Origin of the sequence: Kribbella sp. VKM Ac-2568 (assembly GCF_004345365.1) — a bacterium.
GTDB classification, from domain to species: Bacteria; Actinomycetota; Actinomycetes; order Propionibacteriales; family Kribbellaceae; genus Kribbella; species Kribbella orskensis.
This window is the reverse complement of sequence record NZ_SLVF01000009.1, coordinates 226,087-242,094: the sequence shown is the minus strand read 5'-3', so window position 1 is coordinate 242,094 and position 16,008 is coordinate 226,087. Positions and strand designations below refer to the sequence as shown.

Here is a 16,008-nt window from a genome sequence, read left to right as displayed (position 1 = left end):
ACCCACCATCCGTAGGGTTCTCACAGCATGTCCGCCGAGCTGGGGAGGGCCGGGTTGTGAGGACCAGGAGACTGACGGCGAGCCTGACCGTGGTGGCGGCGGTGTTCGCCGGCCTGCCGGTCGCCACGACCGCCGCATCGACCGCCACCGCCGCCACCGCGAGCGCCGCCGCGAGCGCCGCCGCGGGCGCTGCGACCGTGGTGCCTTTGCAGGTGACCGGGCCGGCGTCGTCGCGTTTCAACCTCGTGGTGATGGGCGACGGATACACCGAGGCCGAGCTGCCCAAGTTCCGTGAGCAGGTGGACAAGCACCTGAACGTGCTCTGGAGCATCGAGCCGTTCAAGTCGTACCGCAACTACGTCAACGTCTACGCGGTCGAGATCGCCTCGCCCGAGAGCGGCGTCGACTGCGACCCGGACCTCACCTCGCCCAAGGTGGACACCCCGCTGCAGATGGGCTTCTGGGGCGGCTGCAACCCGGCCAGCGTGCAGCGCCTGCTGACCGTCAGCTCCACCGCCGCCGGCCAGTACGCCGACCTGGTGCCCGGCACCACCGCGTCGAACCGGCAGATTCTTGCTATCGGCAACAGCGACACCTATGGCGGCGCCGGTGGCACCTACGCCACCGCATCAGGCGGCAACGCGCTGTCCGCGCTGATCACCCCGCACGAGCTCGGCCACTCGCTCGGCGGACTCCAGGACGAGTACGACTACTACGCCCGCGGCGAGCGCGGTGCGCCGTACGAGGGTCCGGAGCCCAGTTCGATCCACCACACGCTGCTGACCGAGCAGCAGATGCTCGACCAGCAGAAGAAGTGGTTCCGCTGGCTCGGCGAGGACAGCGAGTCGGGCGGCAAGATCGCCCGCTTCGAGGCCGGCATGTACGCCGGTTCGGGTGTCTGGCGCCCGAGCAAACACTCGATGATGAAGGTTCTCGGCTACTACTTCGACCAGGTCTCCCGCGAGCGCATGACCCAGCGCATCTCGTCGCGAGCCACGCTCTTCCAGTCCAGCACCCCCGCCGGCCAGGTCGCGCCCGACCAGGTCGTCTGGCTCCAAACCCTCCACCCCGCCAGCCACGAACTAACTGTCACCTGGACCCTAGACGGCACAGTCCTCAACACCGCCAACAGCCGCGCGGTGGACCTGGGCTCCCTCACGCTCACCCCCGGCCCCCACACCCTGACAGCCAAGATCGTCGACCCCACAACCTTCGTCCGAGACCCCGCAGTCCGAGCCTCCACCGCCCTAACCGCCACCCGCACCTGGACCCTCAACCCCACCCTGGCAGCCCCGTCTTCCGCTGCCGGTGAGGCAACCTTCACCACATCGACCTCCACCGAACACCCGGTGAACGCCGACGAGGTGGTCTACGTGGAGACCACGCAGTCCGACTCCGCCCAGCCTGCTGTCGAGTGGCGGGTTGACGGCAGCGTGGTGGCGAAGCCGGGGAACGACCGCGACTTCGCCCTCGCCCCGCTGAACCTGACCGGACCCCACACCCTGACCGCCTCGGTCGGCAGCGACACCCTCACCTGGCAGGTCGACGGCGTCGAGCCGACCGTGGACTCCACCCTCTCCAAGCCCCTCCTGAAGGTGCAGAAGCCGGCCGGCCCGGAGTACATCTACAACGACGCCTTCACGATGGACCTGAAGGCCACTGACGACAGCACCGGGTACGTCGTGCCGGAGTTCCGGGTGGACGGCGACGGTTGGTACAACTACTACGGCTGGCCGACCGACGCGAACGCCCCGTTCCGTTTCACCGCCGAGGGCACCGAGATCGACCAGCTCGTCTACGGCAAGCTCGGCGTCCCGCGGGTGGTCCCCTGGGACGAGGTCCCGTCCGGCTACGGCCGGCACCAGGTCGAGTACCGCGCCATCGATGCCTCCGGCAACATCGGTACCCCGCGCCGGTTCGCGGTCACCTTGCTACGCCCGGCTCCGACCTGCACGACGACGATCACCGGGGTCCGGAACAGCCCGCTGGTAGTGGCTTCCGGCGTCACTTGCTTGCAGGGGGCAACGATCAACGGCGAGATCTCGATCCGCGCCGGAGCCTCACTGGTCGCCACGGACTCCAAGATCTCCGGACCCGTGAGCGCTGCCATGGCGGCCGACCTGCACCTGCTCCGCAGTACGGTCAGCGGCCCGGTCTCACTGGACGGCACGACCCGAAGCGCAGTACTGGTCGGGACTGCCGTCAGCGGCCCGGTTTCGGTCACCGGCGCCCGAACCGCCGAGCCCGTAGTCCTGGCCGGCAACAAGATCAACGGCCCCCTCAACTGCACCTCCAACACCACCGCCCCGGTCAACCTGCAAGCCCCGAACCAGGTCTCTGGTCCGCGCGCAGGCCAGTGCGCGGGTCTCTGAGGACGGCGACATGAACGGACTGCGAGTGGCCCTTCTGCTGGCGGCGGCCCTCACCACCGGGCTCATGGCGGGGGTGTACGTGATCTATTCGAATGCCTTCATGCCCGGGCTGGGGAAGACCGACGACAAGACCTTCGTCGGGGCGTTCCAGGCGGTCGACCGGGCGATCCTCAACCCGTTGTTCCTGGGCTTGGGGTTCCTCGGCTCCCTGGTTCTCACGCTCGTCGCCGGACTGCTGAGCCTCGGGGAGGACGCGCTGGCGTGGATCGCGATCGCCTTTGTGCTCAACCTGATCACGGTGATCATCACGATCGCCATCAACGTCCCTTTGAACGACGCGCTCAAGGCGGCCGGTGACCCCGACACCATCGACGTCACCGCCGCCCGCACCGCGTTCAACGAGGCCCGGTGGAGCTCCTACAACCTGATCCGATCCGTCCTCAGCACAGTCGCCTTCGGCCTTCTCGCCTGGTCCCTCTACCTAACCGGCAAATCCGCCACCCAGCCCTAGGCGCACTCGGCCAGCACGCCGGTGCCGCCGGGTCCGAACAGCACCCCCACAAACAGCGCCGCCATCGCCACCGGGCCTAGGTGTCACCAAAGTCCCGGCCGGGTACGCCAGAGCGGTACCCGGCTACACCTAGAGCCGTACGACGTACTTCCCGTCGCCGCGGCCGTCCGCCAAGGCCTGCTGGGCCTCGGCGGCACGGTCGAGGCCGTCAACAACCGTCGGGTCAACGGTCAGCGCGCCCTCTGCGAGTTTGCCGAGCACATCCGTGAGGGCCGCAGCCACCAGGTGCGGCGCCTTGGTGGAGTACCCACGGATGCTGAACCCGCCGACCGACGCGTTCCCGCCGAACAACGGTCCAAGCGCCAGGGGAGCAAGCGGAGTGCCACCAGCATTGCCGAACAACACGATCCGACCGCCCGGCGCGACCAGGTCCAGATCGGTGTCGAGCCACTCCGTGCCCTGCGGATCGAGGATCAGGTCGACGCCCTGACCGCCGGTCCGCTCGCGCACGGCGTCGACCAACCCGTCACCACGAACCATCGCTGCGTCGTACCCGGCCTTCTCCGCGGCCTGGACCCGGCTGGCCCCGCCGACCGTGCCGAGCAGGAGGCCGGCACCGCGCAGCCGCGCGAGCGACGCCAGCGCCTGGCCGACGCCACCCGCGGCCGAGTGGACGAGCACCGACTCACCAGGTTGAAGGCGGTTGAGCAGTAGGGCGGCCGTGGTGAGCGTGCCCGGCGCGGCAGCCGCCTGCTCGAACGAGAGGCCCTCCGGAATCGCCGCCACCAGTTCGGCCCGCACCAGGGCGACCTCCGCGAGCCCGCCGGACCCCGTGAACGCGGCGACCGGCGTACCGACGGCAGGTCCGTCGACACCTGCGCCGAGTGCGCGAACCGTGCCCGCGACCTCCAGCCCAGGCACGAACGGCCACCCGGTCGCGTACCCCGGATCACCCCGCCGAGCCATCACGTCGATGAAGTTCACCCCCGCCGCCCGGACGTCGATCGCCACCTCGCCAGACCCGGGGAGAGGGCTTTCCAAGTCCACCACCCGGGTGGTGGACGCATCGGGAGCGGGTCGGTCGAACAGCAGCGCGCGCATCACGAATTCCTTTCGATGATCGTCGTACGTCGAGTTCGAGACTACGCTCATGTACGACGATCGTCGAAAGGAATTTGATGGCGAACTCGCGGCGCCCGGCCCTGGTCCACCCCGATGCCGGGGACCTGACCGTCTACGAGGTCCTGCACGCCCTCGCGGACCCGACCCGGCTGACGATCGTCCGGACCCTGCGCGAGGACGTCGAGCGCGCGTGCGGCACTTTCCCGGTCTCGGTGGCACCGTCCACCCTCACCCACCACTTCCGCGTCCTCCGCGAAGCCGGCGTCATCCACCAGCGCGAGGAAGGCAACCGGCGCTGGACCACCCTCCGTCACGCCGACCTGGAATCCCGCTTCCCCAACCTCATCGACACTGTGCTCCAGGTCGCCCTGGACTGAGTCCGCCGCGGATTGGGTCCCGCCCCGGAATGAGTCGCGTCGCGGCGGAACTGCCAGAATGGCGCTCGTGGCACCAGTTCAGGCTCCGCCGTCCCAGCAGCTTCCCGCCGTGCAGAAGTTGCGGATCCGCTTCGCCAAGCGGGGACGGCTGCGCTTCACCTCGCACCGCGACTTCCAGCGCGCCTTCGAGCGCGCGGTCCGGCGCGCCGAGCTGCCGGTCGCCTTCTCGCACGGTTTCAGCCCGCATCCGAAGATCTCGTACGCCGGTGCCGCGCCGACCGGGGCCGCCTCAGAGGCGGAATACCTGGAGATCTCGCTCACACACGAGCGTGACCCTGAGCAGGTCCGCGCGGACCTGGACGAGGCGCTGCCGACCGGGCTGGACATCGTCGAGGTGGTGGTCGCCGGCGCCAGGTCGCTCGCGGAGCAGCTGGAGGCCAGTGAGTGGCTGATCGCTTTGCCCGGCGTGGATCCGGCCGACGCCCAGCAGGCGGTCGATGCGTTCCTCGCCCGGGAGGAAATCATCGTCGAGCGCATGACCAAACGGGGTCCTCGCTCGTTCGACTGTCGGGACGCCGTTCTCCGACTCGCGGTCGGCAGTGAACCGGCGCCGGTTGAGACGTGTGCGATACTGCAAGTGGTGTTACGGCACGGAACCCCGGCCGTGAGACCCGACGACGTTCTCGCCGGCGTGCTCGAAGTAGCGACGCTTCCGGTGACGGGCCCGGCTCTTCTGACCAGGCTCGCCCAGGGCCCGCTCATCGCGGCCACCGGCACTGTGGACGATCCGCTCGCTCGTGACCGCGACGCCACCCAGGCGACCGCGACCGGCCAGGCGGTCGACCACCAGACGCATGTAGCGGAGGGCGACGCCGCCGCTCCATCTGCGCCCTGACGAGCGCCGGGGGAGCGGATCCAGATGGCTTCCGCCGGACCGGCTGACACTGCGGGATCGGCGAGACCGAGACCGCTTTCTGGCTGCGCCGGACCCGTGACAGGGGTCGCAGGATGCGCCGGAGGGCCTGAGGAGACCCGCACTGCATGCTCGACAACGAGCCGAACACCACCGAGGCAGCCGAACCGGCTGCCACCGCCCCCACGCAGCCGCCTGCCAAGAAGGCCGCTGCCAAGAAGACGGTCCGCAAGCGCACGACCAAGAAGGCCGCTGCGCAGACCGCCCCCGCTGACGCCGACACCGCGATCAGCACCCAAGCAGACGCCGAGGCCGCCGATCCGGCACCCGCCCCGGCGAAGAAGGCGGCCGCCAAGCGCCCGGCGAAGAAGGCGGCCGCCAAGCGCCCGGCCAAGAAGGCCGCCGCCCGCAACAGCGGCCAGGACAGCCTGCTCGACGCCTCCGAGGACGCCACCGCCGTGGAGTCCGCCACTGGGTCGACCAGCCTCGCCGACGCCGGCCCGGTGCAATCCAGCGCCGACTCGGCCGCTCAGGGTGGCTCCGACGCCTCCGCTGCGCCGGCCAAGAAGACGACTCGTCGGCGGACCAGCAAGAAGGCCGCGGCCGCGCCGCAGGCCGACCTGCTGACCTCTGACAACCCGGTCAGCGATGGCCCGGTGGCTTCCGCGGACGTCGCCGAGGAAGAGCTGACCGAGGAAGAGCTCGCCGCCGCCGCTGAGGCTGCTGCCCAGGCCAACGTCCAGGCCGAGTCCACTCAGGCTGAGCCTGCTGAGGGTGGGTCGCGGCGTCGTCGCCGTGCACCTGCCGCCGCTGCCGTGCTGTTCCAGGCGCCGGTCGATGTTCCTGCCCAGGCTGCAGCCACCAGCCCGGTCGAGGCCACTCCTGCCGAGGCGCCCTCCGGTCGGCGCACCAGGCGGCGCTCCGGCGCGGCCGAGACCGCGGCGAACGAGCAGGCGGCCGTCACCGACGCGCCTGAGGTCGTCGCCGAGACGACCGGGGTCGCTGCCGACGAGCAGCCGAGCAGCACCCGCCGTCGCCGTAGCCGTCGCAGCCGGGATGCCGAAGAGGTAGCGGCAGACCGCGCCGAGCCGGTGATCGAGGAAGCCCACAACACCGAGGCTGACGAGGACACCGACGAGGACCACGCCGCCGAAGCCGACGAGAACGACGGCGAGGAAGGTGGCGAGGGCACCCGTCGCCGCCGCCGTCGCCGCGGAGGCCGTCGCCGCCGCAAGTCCGGTGACGCCGACGGTTCCGACGACAGCGCTGAAGAGCAGGACGAGGACTCGGAGGAGTCCGACGACCAGCAGGACGACACCGACGAGCACGGCCAGTCCGATGAGCCCGAGGACGAGACGGAGGGCTCCGGCTCCTCGTCGCGCCGCCGCCGTCGCCGTCGCCGCCGCAAGGGCGAGGACCCGGGCTCGGCGCCGGACGACCCGGACGAGACCGTCGTACGGGTCCGTGAGCCGCGCAGCAAGACCATCTCGAACGAGATCACCGCGGTCGAGGGATCGACCCGGCTGGAGGCGAAGAAGCAGCGCCGCCGCGAGGGTCGCGCCGCCGGCCGCCGGCGCGCGCCGATCGTCACCGAGGCCGAGTTCCTGGCCCGGCGCGAGTCGGTCGAGCGGACGATGGTGATCCGCGCCCGCGGCGACCTGACCCAGATCGCCGTCTCCGAGGACAACGTCCTGGTCGAGCACTACGTCGCCCAGGAGGAGCAGGTCTCGCTGATCGGCAACGTGTACCTCGGCCGGGTGCAGAACGTGCTGCCCAGCATGGAGGCCGCGTTCATCGACATCGGCAAGGGCCGCAACGCCGTGCTGTACGCCGGTGAGGTCGACTGGAACACGCTCGGCGGCGGCAACGGCCCGCGCAAGATCGAGTCGGTGCTCAAGTCCGGCCAGGCGGTCCTGGTCCAGGTGACCAAGGACCCGATCGGCCACAAGGGCGCCCGGCTGACCAACCAGATCAGCCTGCCCGGCCGGTACGTCGTGTACGTGCCGCGCGGGGGCAACGGCGGGATCAGCCGCAAGCTGCCCGACACCGAGCGGAACCGCCTGAAGGGCATCCTCAAGGACATCGTCCCGGACGAGGCGGGCGTGATCGTGCGCACCGCGGCCGAGGGCGCCACCGAGGATGAACTGACCGCTGACGTCAGGCGGCTGCAGACCTACTGGGAGGACATCGAGAAGAAGTCGAAGTCCGGCCAGGCGCCGCAGTTGCTGCACGGCGAGCCGGATCTGCTGATCCGGGTGGTCCGCGACCTGTTCACCGAGGACTTCACCAAGCTCGTCATCTCCGGTGACGACGCCTTCGACCAGGTCAAGGAGTACGTCTCCGACGTCGCCCCGCACCTGGCCGACCGGGTGGAGAAGTGGTCCGGTGACGGTGACGTCTTCTCGAACTACCGGATCGACGAGCAGATCAAGAAGGCGTTGGACCGCAAGGTCTGGCTGCCGTCGGGTGGCTCGCTGATCATCGACCGGACCGAAGCGATGACGGTGGTCGACGTCAACACCGGCAAGTTCACCGGCTCCGGCGGAAACCTCGAGGAGACCGTCACCAAGAACAACCTGGAGGCGGCAGAGGAGATCGTCCGGCAGCTCCGGTTGCGCGACATCGGCGGCATCATCGTGATCGACTTCATCGACATGGTGCTGGAGCTGAACCGGGACCTGGTACTGCGCCGGCTGGTGGAGTGCCTGGGCCGCGACCGGACCAAGCACCAGGTCGCCGAGGTGACCTCGCTGGGTCTGGTCCAGATGACCCGCAAGCGGATCGGTACCGGTCTGCTCGAGGCGTTCAGCGAGAACTGCGACCACTGCGGTGGGCGCGGGCTGATCCTGCACGACGAGCCGAAGGAGTCCCGCCGCCGGCAGGACGACGGACGCAACCGCGGGCAGCAGCAGTCGCACGCCGACCAGACGAGTGACGGCGAGGTCGCAAAGAAGAGCTCCCGCAGCCGCAACCGTGGCAAGGGCCGTGGTCGTGGCGACGGGCCGGACGAGTTGCCCGAGACCGAGCAGCACAGCCATGACGCCGCCCAGCGCCTGGCCCAGATCGCCGCAGCCTCCAGCGTCACCAACGCCGAGGCCCAGAGCGACCAGGCCCAGGGTGACCGGGCCCAGAGCGACCGCTCGCACGGTGACCAGGATCAGGCTGATCGCTCGCCGAGCGACCAGTCGCAGGGTGAGCGCCCGCAGGACGACCACTCGCAGGGTGACCAGGCTTCCGCAGCGCAGGCTCAGGAGGGTTCTGAGGGTGCTGCTGGGGACGGTGCCGAGGCTGGGGCTGAGAAGGCTCAGCAGAACGGTTCCGGGCGCGGTGGCAGTACTCGCCGCCGGCGTGGTGGCCGTAGTCGTGCCAAGGCGGACGACAGCGGTGACAGTGATGCAGGCAACAACGGATCCGACGCCGGAGTGAGCGCTCCGGAGCTGGAGTCCACCCCGGTTTGACCCACTCGTGACGCGCGCCGTATTCTTGTCCTTCGGCGCGCGTCTCGCGTGCCTCCTTTGTGTGGGCCGCAGTAGGTCTGTGCAGGCCCCTTAAGACTTCCGAACAAACAGAGAGTGAGATCCACGGTGTACGCGATCGTGCGCAGTGGCGGCACCCAGCAGAAGGTCGCCGTCGGCGATGTCATCGAGATCGACAGCCTGACTGATCAGGTCGGCGACACGGTGTCGTTGCCCGCAGTCCTCGTCGTCGATGGCGACACCGTGACGGCCGATGCTGCCGCCTTGGCCAAGGTGGCCGTTTCAGCTGAGGTTCTCGGCCGCACCAAGGGCCCGAAGATCCACATCCTCAAGTACAAGAACAAGACCGGTTACCGCAAGCGCCAGGGGCACCGCCAGCACTACACCCAGGTCAAGATCACCGCGATCGACGCCAAGAAGAAGTGAGCTGAGACAGACATGGCACACAAAAAGGGAGCAGCGTCGACCCGTAACGGTCGCGACTCCAACGCGCAGCGGCTCGGCGTGAAGCGCTTCGGCGGTCAGCTGGTCAACGCCGGCGAGATCATCGTCCGCCAGCGTGGCACCCACTTCCACCCGGGCAACCTGGTGGGCCGTGGCGGCGACGACACGCTGTTCGCGCTTGCCGAGGGCAAGGTCGAGTTCGGCGTCCGTCGTGGACGTCGCGTCGTCAACATCGTCCCGGCCCCGGCGGAGTAACACCGCCACCCGGAGTTTCGAAGCCTTTGCAGTAGTTGCCGAAGGGCGGGTCGCGGAATAGCGCGACCCGCCCTTCGGCTGTGTAAGGGGTACTGCGGCAACGGTTTCCCACCGCGGCGCGGTACCGGCGGTACGCAGTACGGCAGTCAGAGCAGCAACCGATTCAGCAGGAAGTAGATACCGATGGCGATCCCCAGCTTTGTCGACCGGGTCACGGTGCACGTCACCGGTGGCAACGGCGGAAACGGCTGCGCCTCGGTGCACCGGGAGAAGTTCAAGCCGCTCGGCGGTCCCGACGGGGGCAACGGCGGTGACGGCGGCAGCATCATCCTGCGCGTCGACCCGGACCTGACCACGCTGGTCGACTACCACCGCTCCGCCCACCGCTCCGCCACGAACGGTGCCCAGGGCAAGGGTGACCACCAGGCCGGCAGCAAGGGCGGCGACGTCGTGCTGCCCGTCCCGGACGGCACCGTCGTCAGTACTCCGGAAGGCGAGGTGCTGGCGGACCTCGTCGGCCCCGGCGCGGAGTTCGTCGCGGCCCAGGGCGGCAAGGGTGGCCTCGGCAACGCGGCACTCGCCAGCTCCAGCCGCAAGGCCCCTGGTTTCGCCCTGCTCGGCGAGGACGGCGAGGAGCGCACGGTCGTCCTCGAGCTCAAGGTCGTCGCGGACATCGGCCTGGTCGGCTTCCCGAGCGCGGGCAAGTCGTCGCTGGTCGCGTCGATCAGCCGCGCCCGGCCGAAGATCGCGGACTACCCCTTCACCACCCTGATCCCGAACCTGGGCGTCGTTGTGGCCGGTGAGACCACCTTCACCGTCGCCGACGTACCGGGCCTGATCGAGGGCGCGAGCGAGGGACGCGGGCTCGGACACGACTTCCTGCGGCACGTCGAGCGGTGTGCCGCGCTGGTGCACGTGATCGACTGCGCTACCTACGAGCCGGGCCGTGACCCGCTCACCGACCTTGACACGATCGAGGCCGAGCTGACGGCGCACGGCGGGCTGGACGACCGGCCGCGGCTGGTCGCGCTGAACAAGGTGGACGTGCCAGACGCCAAGGAGATCGCCGAGATGGTGACGGCCGAGCTCGAGCAGCGCGGCTTCACCGTGTTCTCGATCTCGACCGCGAGCCACGAAGGCCTGGACGGGCTGAAGTTCGCGATGGCCGAGCTGGTCGCCAAGCGGCGCGCGGAGGCCGAGAAGCCGGACACCACCCGGATCATCATCCGGCCGCAGGCCACCGGCGGGTCCGAGTTCAAGATCCGGACGACCCCGGAGGGCGGCTGGCTGATCCAGGGCGAGAAGCCCGAGCGCTGGGTCCGGCAGACCGACTTCGGCAACGCCGAGGCCACCGGCTACCTGGCCGACCGGCTGAACCGGCTCGGCGTCGAGCGCGAACTGCTCGAGCTGGGCGCGATGGAGGGCGACGACGTGATCATCGGCGACGGCCCGAACGCGGTCGTCTTCGACTTCGCGCCGGAGGTCCAGGCCGGTGCGGAGATCCTCGCCCGGCGTGGTGAGGACCACCGGCTGGAGGAGGACCGCCCGGCCGCGCAGCGCCGCAAGGACAAGGACGAGAAGTACCACGCGCTCAGGTCCGGCGAGATCGAGCGCCCGGTGGACCTGTCGGAGTACGGCAAGGGCTGGATCGCGGACGAGGTCGACCTGTCGCCGGCCGAGGCGAAGGCGGCCCAGAAGGCCGCCGAGAGGCTCGCGCGCAAGGAAGCCCGCGAGCTGGAGGCTGCTCGGGAGCTCGAGGCCGAGCGGCTCTTCAGGGCCGGCCAGGACATCGACATCGAAGCCGAGAGCAGCAACCAGGACGCATGACGCGGCGGCGCGCACCTGAGCCGGTATGTGGACTGCGGGGGATCTGACCGACTCACTACGGGATCGTAGGAAGCATGATGCGGGAGAGCTCATGAAGCGGCGCGCGGAGGTTGTCGACGCAGCGCGGATCGTGGTCAAGGTCGGGTCGTCGTCACTGACCCAGCGCGGCAGGATCGACCTGGAACGCCTTCGCCTGCTCGTCGACGCCCTGGCGGCTCGTCGGGTCGAGGGCACCGAGGTCGTGCTGGTCTCGTCCGGTGCGATCGCAGCCGGCCTGGCCCCGATGGGACTGCGCTCGCGTCCGCGGGATCTCGCCACCCAGCAGGCCGCGGCGTCGGTCGGCCAGGGTTTGCTGATGGCCCGCTACAGCGACGCCTTCGCCGCGCACGGACTCCGCGTCGGTCAGGTGCTGCTGACCGTTGACGACGTCACCCGGCGCAGCCACTATCGCAACGCCTACAGGACTTTCGCCCGCCTGCTGGAGCTCGGTGTCGTACCGATCGTGAACGAGAACGACACCGTCGCCACCACGGAGATCCGGTTCGGCGACAACGACCGCCTGGCCGCGCTCACCAGCCACCTCGTCCACACGGATCTGCTCGTCCTGCTGTCCGACGTGGACGGCCTGTACGACGGGGATCCGCGCAAGCCTGGCACCACGATGCTGACGGATGTCCGTGGTCCGGCGGACCTGGCCCGGCTGAAGATCGGGCGTACCGGCTCGTCCGGCGTCGGCACGGGCGGTATGCAGACGAAGGTCGAGGCGGCCGCGATCGCCACCGAGGCAGGGATTCCGGTCGTGCTGACCTCTGCCGGACACGTCGGCGAGGCGCTCCGCGGTGATCCGGTCGGCACGCTGTTCCACCCGACCGGCCGCCGCCGCAAGACCCGGCTGCTCTGGCTCGCCCACGCGACCTCGGGACAGGGCCGCCTCCAGTTGGACGAAGGTGCCGTCCGGGCAGTCACCGAACGCCGTACTTCGTTGCTCCCCGCGGGGATCAGCGGCGTCGAGGGGACCTTCTCCGCGGGCGATCCCGTCGACCTGGTGTCACCGGCCGGTGTGGTGATCGCGCGTGGCCTGGTCAACTACGACGCCGCCGAGCTCCCGGAACTCCTGGGCCGTTCGACCCGGGACCTGGCCCGCGAGCTCGGCGCGGCGTACGAGCGTGAAGTCGTCCACCGCGACGACCTCGTCCTGCTCTAGCGGCCAGCACCAGGCACTAGCTGCTTTTCACCGCCAGGACAGGGCATTCTGCTTCGAGCAGGATGGTTTGCGCCTGGCTGCCGAGCAGGAGTTTGCCGACGGGCGTGCGGCGGCGCAGGCCGATCACGATCAGTTCCGCGTTCAGTTCGCTCGCCAGCTTGAGGATCTGGTCGGCCGCATCCTTGCTCTCCACCAGCTGCGTCAGCTCGTGGTCGACGCCCGACGCGGTGAGCCGCTCCTCCACCGACTGCCACTCGGTGCCGGAGGCGAACCGCTTGTCGACCAGGGACTCGCCGCGCGAGGAGTTCACCACGACCAGCCGCTGATGCCGGCGTTGCGCCTCGTCGATCGCGCTCTCCAACGCGGCCACGCCTTCAGGAGTCGGCACGTACCCGACGATGATCGCCACGATCAGTCTCCCGCTCGCTCAGAGGGTTGGAGTTCCCGGTCCGTCGGCTTACGCCGCTTCCGCACCGAGTTCACCACGGGCGGAACCACCAGCACCAGCAGGATGACGAAGTACACGGTCTTGGAGAACCAGGTGTCGTAGAGGCCGCTCAGCTGGCCGTCGCTGATCTGCAGCGCGCGCCGCAGCTGCTCCTCGGCGACCGGCCCGAGGATGATCCCGATGATCGCCGGTACGACGGGCAGCCCGAACCGGCGCATCGCGAAGCCGAGTGCACCGAGCAGGAGCAGCAGCCACAGGTCGAAGGTGGACAGGTTGGCGGCGTACGCGCCGATGCTGGCGAAGAACAGGATGCCGGCGTACAGGTACGGCCGGGGGATCCGCAGCAGCTTGGCCCAGATCGGGGCGAGCGGGAGGTTGAGCGCCAGCAGGATCGCGTTGCCGATGAACAGGCTGGCCACCAGGCCCCAGACCAGCTCGGGTTGCGTCTCCAGCAGCCGTGGGCCCGGCTGGATGCCGTAACTCTGGAACGCGCCGAGCATCACCGCGGCGGTCGCGGTGGTCGGGATCCCCAGCGTGAGGAGCGGAACCAGGCCACCCGCGGCCGACGCGTTGTTCGTCGCCTCGGGACCGGCGACGCCCTCGATCGCACCGTGGCCGAACTCCTCCGGGTGCTTGCTCAGCTTCTTCTCGGTGACGTACGACAGGAAGGTCGGGATCTCGGCGCCGCCCGCGGGGATCGCGCCGAACGGGAAGCCGATCGCCGTACCGCGAAGCCACGGCTTCCAGGACCGGCGCCAGTCCTCCCGGCTCATCCGGGCGGCCCCGACGGTGATGATGTCGGCCGGCGTACGACGCAGGTGCGCGGCGATCCACAGCGCCTCGCCGACCGCGAACAACCCGACCGCCACCACGACCACATCGATGCCGTCGGCAAGTTCCGGCAGCCCGAGGGTGAGCCGTTGCTGGCCGGACGTCGGGTCGATCCCGATCAGGCCGATCAGCAGGCCGATCGCGAGTGCGGCCACCCCACGGACCTTGGACGAGCCGAGCACGGTGGTGACAGCGACGAAGGCGAGCACCATCACGGCGAAGTAGTCCGGTGCGCCCATCTTCACGGCCAGCTGGACGATCGCGGGCGCCAGCAGGGCCAGGCAGAGCGTGCCGATGGTACCGGCGATGAACGAGCCGATCGCCGCGGTGGCCAGCGCTGCCGCCGCTCTGCCCTTGCGGGCCATCTTGTTGCCCTCGATCGCGGTGACGACCGACGCGCTCTCACCTGGTGTGTTCAGCAGGATGGAGGTGGTCGAGCCGCCATACATGCCGCCGTAGTAGATGCCGGCGAACATGATGAACGCCTGCGTCGGCTCCAGCGAGTACGTGAGCGGCAGCAGCAGCGCGATCGCCATCGCCGGGCCGATTCCGGGCAGCACACCGATCGCAGTACCGAGCAGGACGCCGACGAAGGCGTAGAGCAGGTTGGTCGGGTGGGCGGCGGTGACGAACCCGTTGAGCAGTTCTGTGAGCGCGTCCATCAGAGGATTCCCTTGAGGATCCCGGCCGGTAAGTGGATGCCGAGGCCGAGGTAGAAGAGGTACCAGCTGCCGACGGACAGCGCGATCGAGATGATCGCGTTGCGGAGCAGGTGCCGACTGCCCAGCGCGTAGGTGGTGCCGAAGAACAGCACCGCCCCTGAGACCGGCCAGCCGAGCCGCTCGATCAGCAGGATGTTCGCGACGAAGGCGGCCACCAGCATGCCCAGGGTCTGCCAGTCGCTGCCGTGCGCGAGGTCGACGTCCTCACCGGCCTCCTGCTCGCCCCGGCCGCCCCGCAGGATGTCGATGGCGAGCAGGACCGCGGTCACCACCAGCAGGAGGCCGACCGCGAGCGGGACCGTCCTCGGCCCGATCGGCCCCCGCGTCTCCAGCTCCGGGAGCCGGAGGGCGTCGATCATCGCCCAGCCGCCGAGCAGCAGGAGCAGGAGGGCCACTCCCAGCTCGGAGCGGCCCTGCTTCACGGTGCTCATGGTCGGGGTGCTCATCAGGCGACGAGGCCGAGTTCTCGCAGTACGCCGGCGACCCGGTCGTTCTCCGAGGTGAGGAAGGTCTTGAACTCGTCACCCGTCTGGAAGGAATCGGTCCAGCCCTGGTCGGCCAGCGTCTGCTTCCACTGCGACGACTCGTGCATCTTGGTCAGCAGCTCGTTGTACTGCTGCTGCTTCTCCGCCGACAACCCGGGCGGGCCGACGATGCCACGCCAGTTGGTGAACACCAGGTCGACATCCAGGCTCTTCAGCGTGGGCGCGTCGATCCCCTCGACCGGCTGCTCACTGGTCACCGCGAGGATCTTCACGTCACCGGACTTGGCCTGCTCCGCGACCTCGCCGATCCCGGTGGCCGCGAAGGCGACCTTCTTGCCGAGGATCGCGGTCAGCAGTTCGCCGCCACCGTCGTACGCGACGTAGTTGACCGACTTCGGCTGTACTCCGACCGCCTTCGCCAGCAGCATCGGGGTCAGGTGGTCCGGCCCGCCGGCGTTCGAGGCGCCGCCGACCGGGACCTTGCCCGGGTCCGCCTTCCAGGCGGTGACGAGCTGCTCGAGGCTCGTGTACGGCGAACCCTTCGGTACGACGATCGCCTCGGCCTCGGAGACCATCCGGGCGATCGGCACGGTGTCCTGCAGGGTGGCCTTCGACTTGTTCGTGAAGACGGCCCCGACGACGCCGAGCCCCATCTGCATCAGGATGTCGTCCTTGCCCTTCTCGTTCACCAGCCGCTGCAGGCCGACCGTGCCACCGGCGCCGGCGGTGTTGAACACCTCGACGGTGTCGGTGAGCTTCGCGTCCTGCATCGCCTTGGCGGCGGCCCGGGCGGTCGTGTCGTAACCACTGCCGGGGGAGTTCGGAACCAGGATGCGCAGGCCCTCGACCGGGCCCGAACTGGTTCCGCCGGAGGCGTTGTCGTCGGCGCTGACGCCGCAGCCGGCCGCCAGGACGGCGAGGGTGACGGCGGCGGTGATACTGGTGAACCACGTCCGTGCTTGCACGGGGGCCTCCTTGGTCTTCGGTGGAGCGGGTGCCGTCAGCGTGGCGTGGGGCCGAT

General features: G+C 69.5%; 14 protein-coding genes. 9 read left to right on the top strand and 5 right to left on the bottom strand.

Going from position 1 to position 16,008, the window contains the following annotated elements; translation table 11 throughout:
• Window positions 1-56 precede the first annotated feature (56 nt).
• Window positions 57-2,372 (top strand): M64 family metallopeptidase, encoded by a 2,316-nt coding sequence (locus EV648_RS26610; RefSeq protein WP_241995617.1) that lies wholly within the window; start codon window positions 57-59, stop codon window positions 2,370-2,372.
• Window positions 2,373-2,382: 10 nt separating this feature from the next.
• On the top strand, window positions 2,383-2,883 hold the full coding sequence (locus EV648_RS26605) for a DUF1772 domain-containing protein (protein WP_132297312.1): 501 nt from the start codon (window positions 2,383-2,385) through the stop codon (window positions 2,881-2,883).
• A 129-nt stretch (window positions 2,884-3,012) separates the two neighbouring features.
• On the opposite strand, the gene EV648_RS26600 is transcribed toward EV648_RS26605, so the two are convergent.
• Window positions 3,013-4,035, bottom strand: a complete 1,023-nt coding sequence (locus EV648_RS26600) for a zinc-binding dehydrogenase (RefSeq protein ID WP_199234836.1) — start codon at window positions 4,033-4,035, stop codon at window positions 3,013-3,015.
• A gap of 26 nt (window positions 4,036-4,061) precedes the next feature.
• Here EV648_RS26600 and EV648_RS26595 point away from each other — a divergent pair, with 26 nt between their 5' ends.
• The 7 genes from EV648_RS26595 (at window position 4,062) to proB (ending at window position 12,501) form a co-directional block, all read left to right on the top strand.
• Entirely contained in the window at window positions 4,062-4,382 is a 321-nt protein-coding gene (locus tag EV648_RS26595) for a helix-turn-helix transcriptional regulator (RefSeq protein WP_132297309.1), read from the top strand.
• A 67-nt stretch (window positions 4,383-4,449) separates the two neighbouring features.
• Window positions 4,450-5,277 (top strand): TIGR03936 family radical SAM-associated protein, encoded by an 828-nt coding sequence (locus EV648_RS26590; protein WP_132297306.1) that lies wholly within the window; start codon window positions 4,450-4,452, stop codon window positions 5,275-5,277.
• A 146-nt stretch (window positions 5,278-5,423) separates the two neighbouring features.
• On the top strand, window positions 5,424-8,753 hold the full coding sequence (locus EV648_RS26585) for a ribonuclease E/G (RefSeq protein WP_132297303.1): 3,330 nt from the start codon (window positions 5,424-5,426) through the stop codon (window positions 8,751-8,753).
• 126 nt (window positions 8,754-8,879) lie between these two features.
• Complete coding sequence (rplU, locus tag EV648_RS26580; protein ID WP_132297739.1) at window positions 8,880-9,197, top strand: 50S ribosomal protein L21; 318 nt, start codon at window positions 8,880-8,882, stop codon at window positions 9,195-9,197.
• A gap of 12 nt (window positions 9,198-9,209) precedes the next feature.
• On the top strand, window positions 9,210-9,470 hold the full coding sequence (gene rpmA, locus EV648_RS26575) for a 50S ribosomal protein L27 (protein ID WP_132297300.1): 261 nt from the start codon (window positions 9,210-9,212) through the stop codon (window positions 9,468-9,470).
• 183 nt (window positions 9,471-9,653) lie between these two features.
• Complete coding sequence (gene obgE, locus EV648_RS26570) at window positions 9,654-11,297, top strand: GTPase ObgE (RefSeq protein ID WP_132297297.1); 1,644 nt, start codon at window positions 9,654-9,656, stop codon at window positions 11,295-11,297.
• 91 nt (window positions 11,298-11,388) lie between these two features.
• A complete protein-coding gene (proB, locus tag EV648_RS26565; protein ID WP_132297294.1) occupies window positions 11,389-12,501 on the top strand; it encodes a glutamate 5-kinase in 1,113 nt (370 codons plus the stop codon).
• A gap of 16 nt (window positions 12,502-12,517) precedes the next feature.
• Here proB and EV648_RS26560 read toward each other — a convergent pair whose 3' ends face one another.
• From EV648_RS26560 to EV648_RS26545, 4 genes are read right to left on the bottom strand one after another with little or no spacing between them, the layout of a single operon-like run.
• On the bottom strand, window positions 12,518-12,910 hold the full coding sequence (locus tag EV648_RS26560; RefSeq protein WP_132297291.1) for a universal stress protein: 393 nt from the start codon (window positions 12,908-12,910) through the stop codon (window positions 12,518-12,520).
• 2 nt (window positions 12,911-12,912) lie between these two features.
• Window positions 12,913-14,442, bottom strand: coding sequence for a tripartite tricarboxylate transporter permease (locus EV648_RS26555; RefSeq protein WP_132297288.1), 1,530 nt, complete (start codon window positions 14,440-14,442; stop codon window positions 12,913-12,915).
• Window positions 14,442-14,948 (bottom strand): tripartite tricarboxylate transporter TctB family protein, encoded by a 507-nt coding sequence (locus EV648_RS26550; RefSeq protein WP_241995616.1) that lies wholly within the window; start codon window positions 14,946-14,948, stop codon window positions 14,442-14,444. Before EV648_RS26550 ends, EV648_RS26555 begins: the two co-directional genes overlap by 1 nt.
• The gene (locus EV648_RS26545) at window positions 14,948-15,952 is read right to left on the bottom strand and encodes a tripartite tricarboxylate transporter substrate binding protein (RefSeq protein ID WP_241995615.1); all 1,005 of its coding nucleotides are present in this window, start codon (window positions 15,950-15,952) and stop codon (window positions 14,948-14,950) included. The genes EV648_RS26550 and EV648_RS26545 overlap by 1 nt, the downstream gene beginning before the upstream one ends.
• Window positions 15,953-16,008: the final 56 nt, after the last annotated feature.

Excerpts from the sequence above, each read along its gene's own strand:
- EV648_RS26605 (WP_132297312.1), top strand. The coding sequence starts at position 2,383 with ATGAACGGACTGCGAGTGGCCCTTCTGCTGGCGGCGGCCCTCACCACC.
- EV648_RS26600 (WP_199234836.1), bottom strand. The coding sequence starts at position 4,035 with ATGAGCGTAGTCTCGAACTCGACGTACGACGATCATCGAAAGGAATTC.
- EV648_RS26595 (WP_132297309.1), top strand. The coding sequence starts at position 4,062 with ATGGCGAACTCGCGGCGCCCGGCCCTGGTCCACCCCGATGCCGGGGAC.
- EV648_RS26585 (WP_132297303.1), top strand. The coding sequence starts at position 5,424 with ATGCTCGACAACGAGCCGAACACCACCGAGGCAGCCGAACCGGCTGCC.
- rpmA (WP_132297300.1), top strand. The coding sequence starts at position 9,210 with ATGGCACACAAAAAGGGAGCAGCGTCGACCCGTAACGGTCGCGACTCC.
- obgE (WP_132297297.1), top strand. The coding sequence starts at position 9,654 with ATGGCGATCCCCAGCTTTGTCGACCGGGTCACGGTGCACGTCACCGGT.
- proB (WP_132297294.1), top strand. The coding sequence starts at position 11,389 with ATGAAGCGGCGCGCGGAGGTTGTCGACGCAGCGCGGATCGTGGTCAAG.
- EV648_RS26555 (WP_132297288.1), bottom strand. The coding sequence starts at position 14,442 with ATGGACGCGCTCACAGAACTGCTCAACGGGTTCGTCACCGCCGCCCAC.
- EV648_RS26550 (WP_241995616.1), bottom strand. The coding sequence starts at position 14,948 with ATGAGCACCCCGACCATGAGCACCGTGAAGCAGGGCCGCTCCGAGCTG.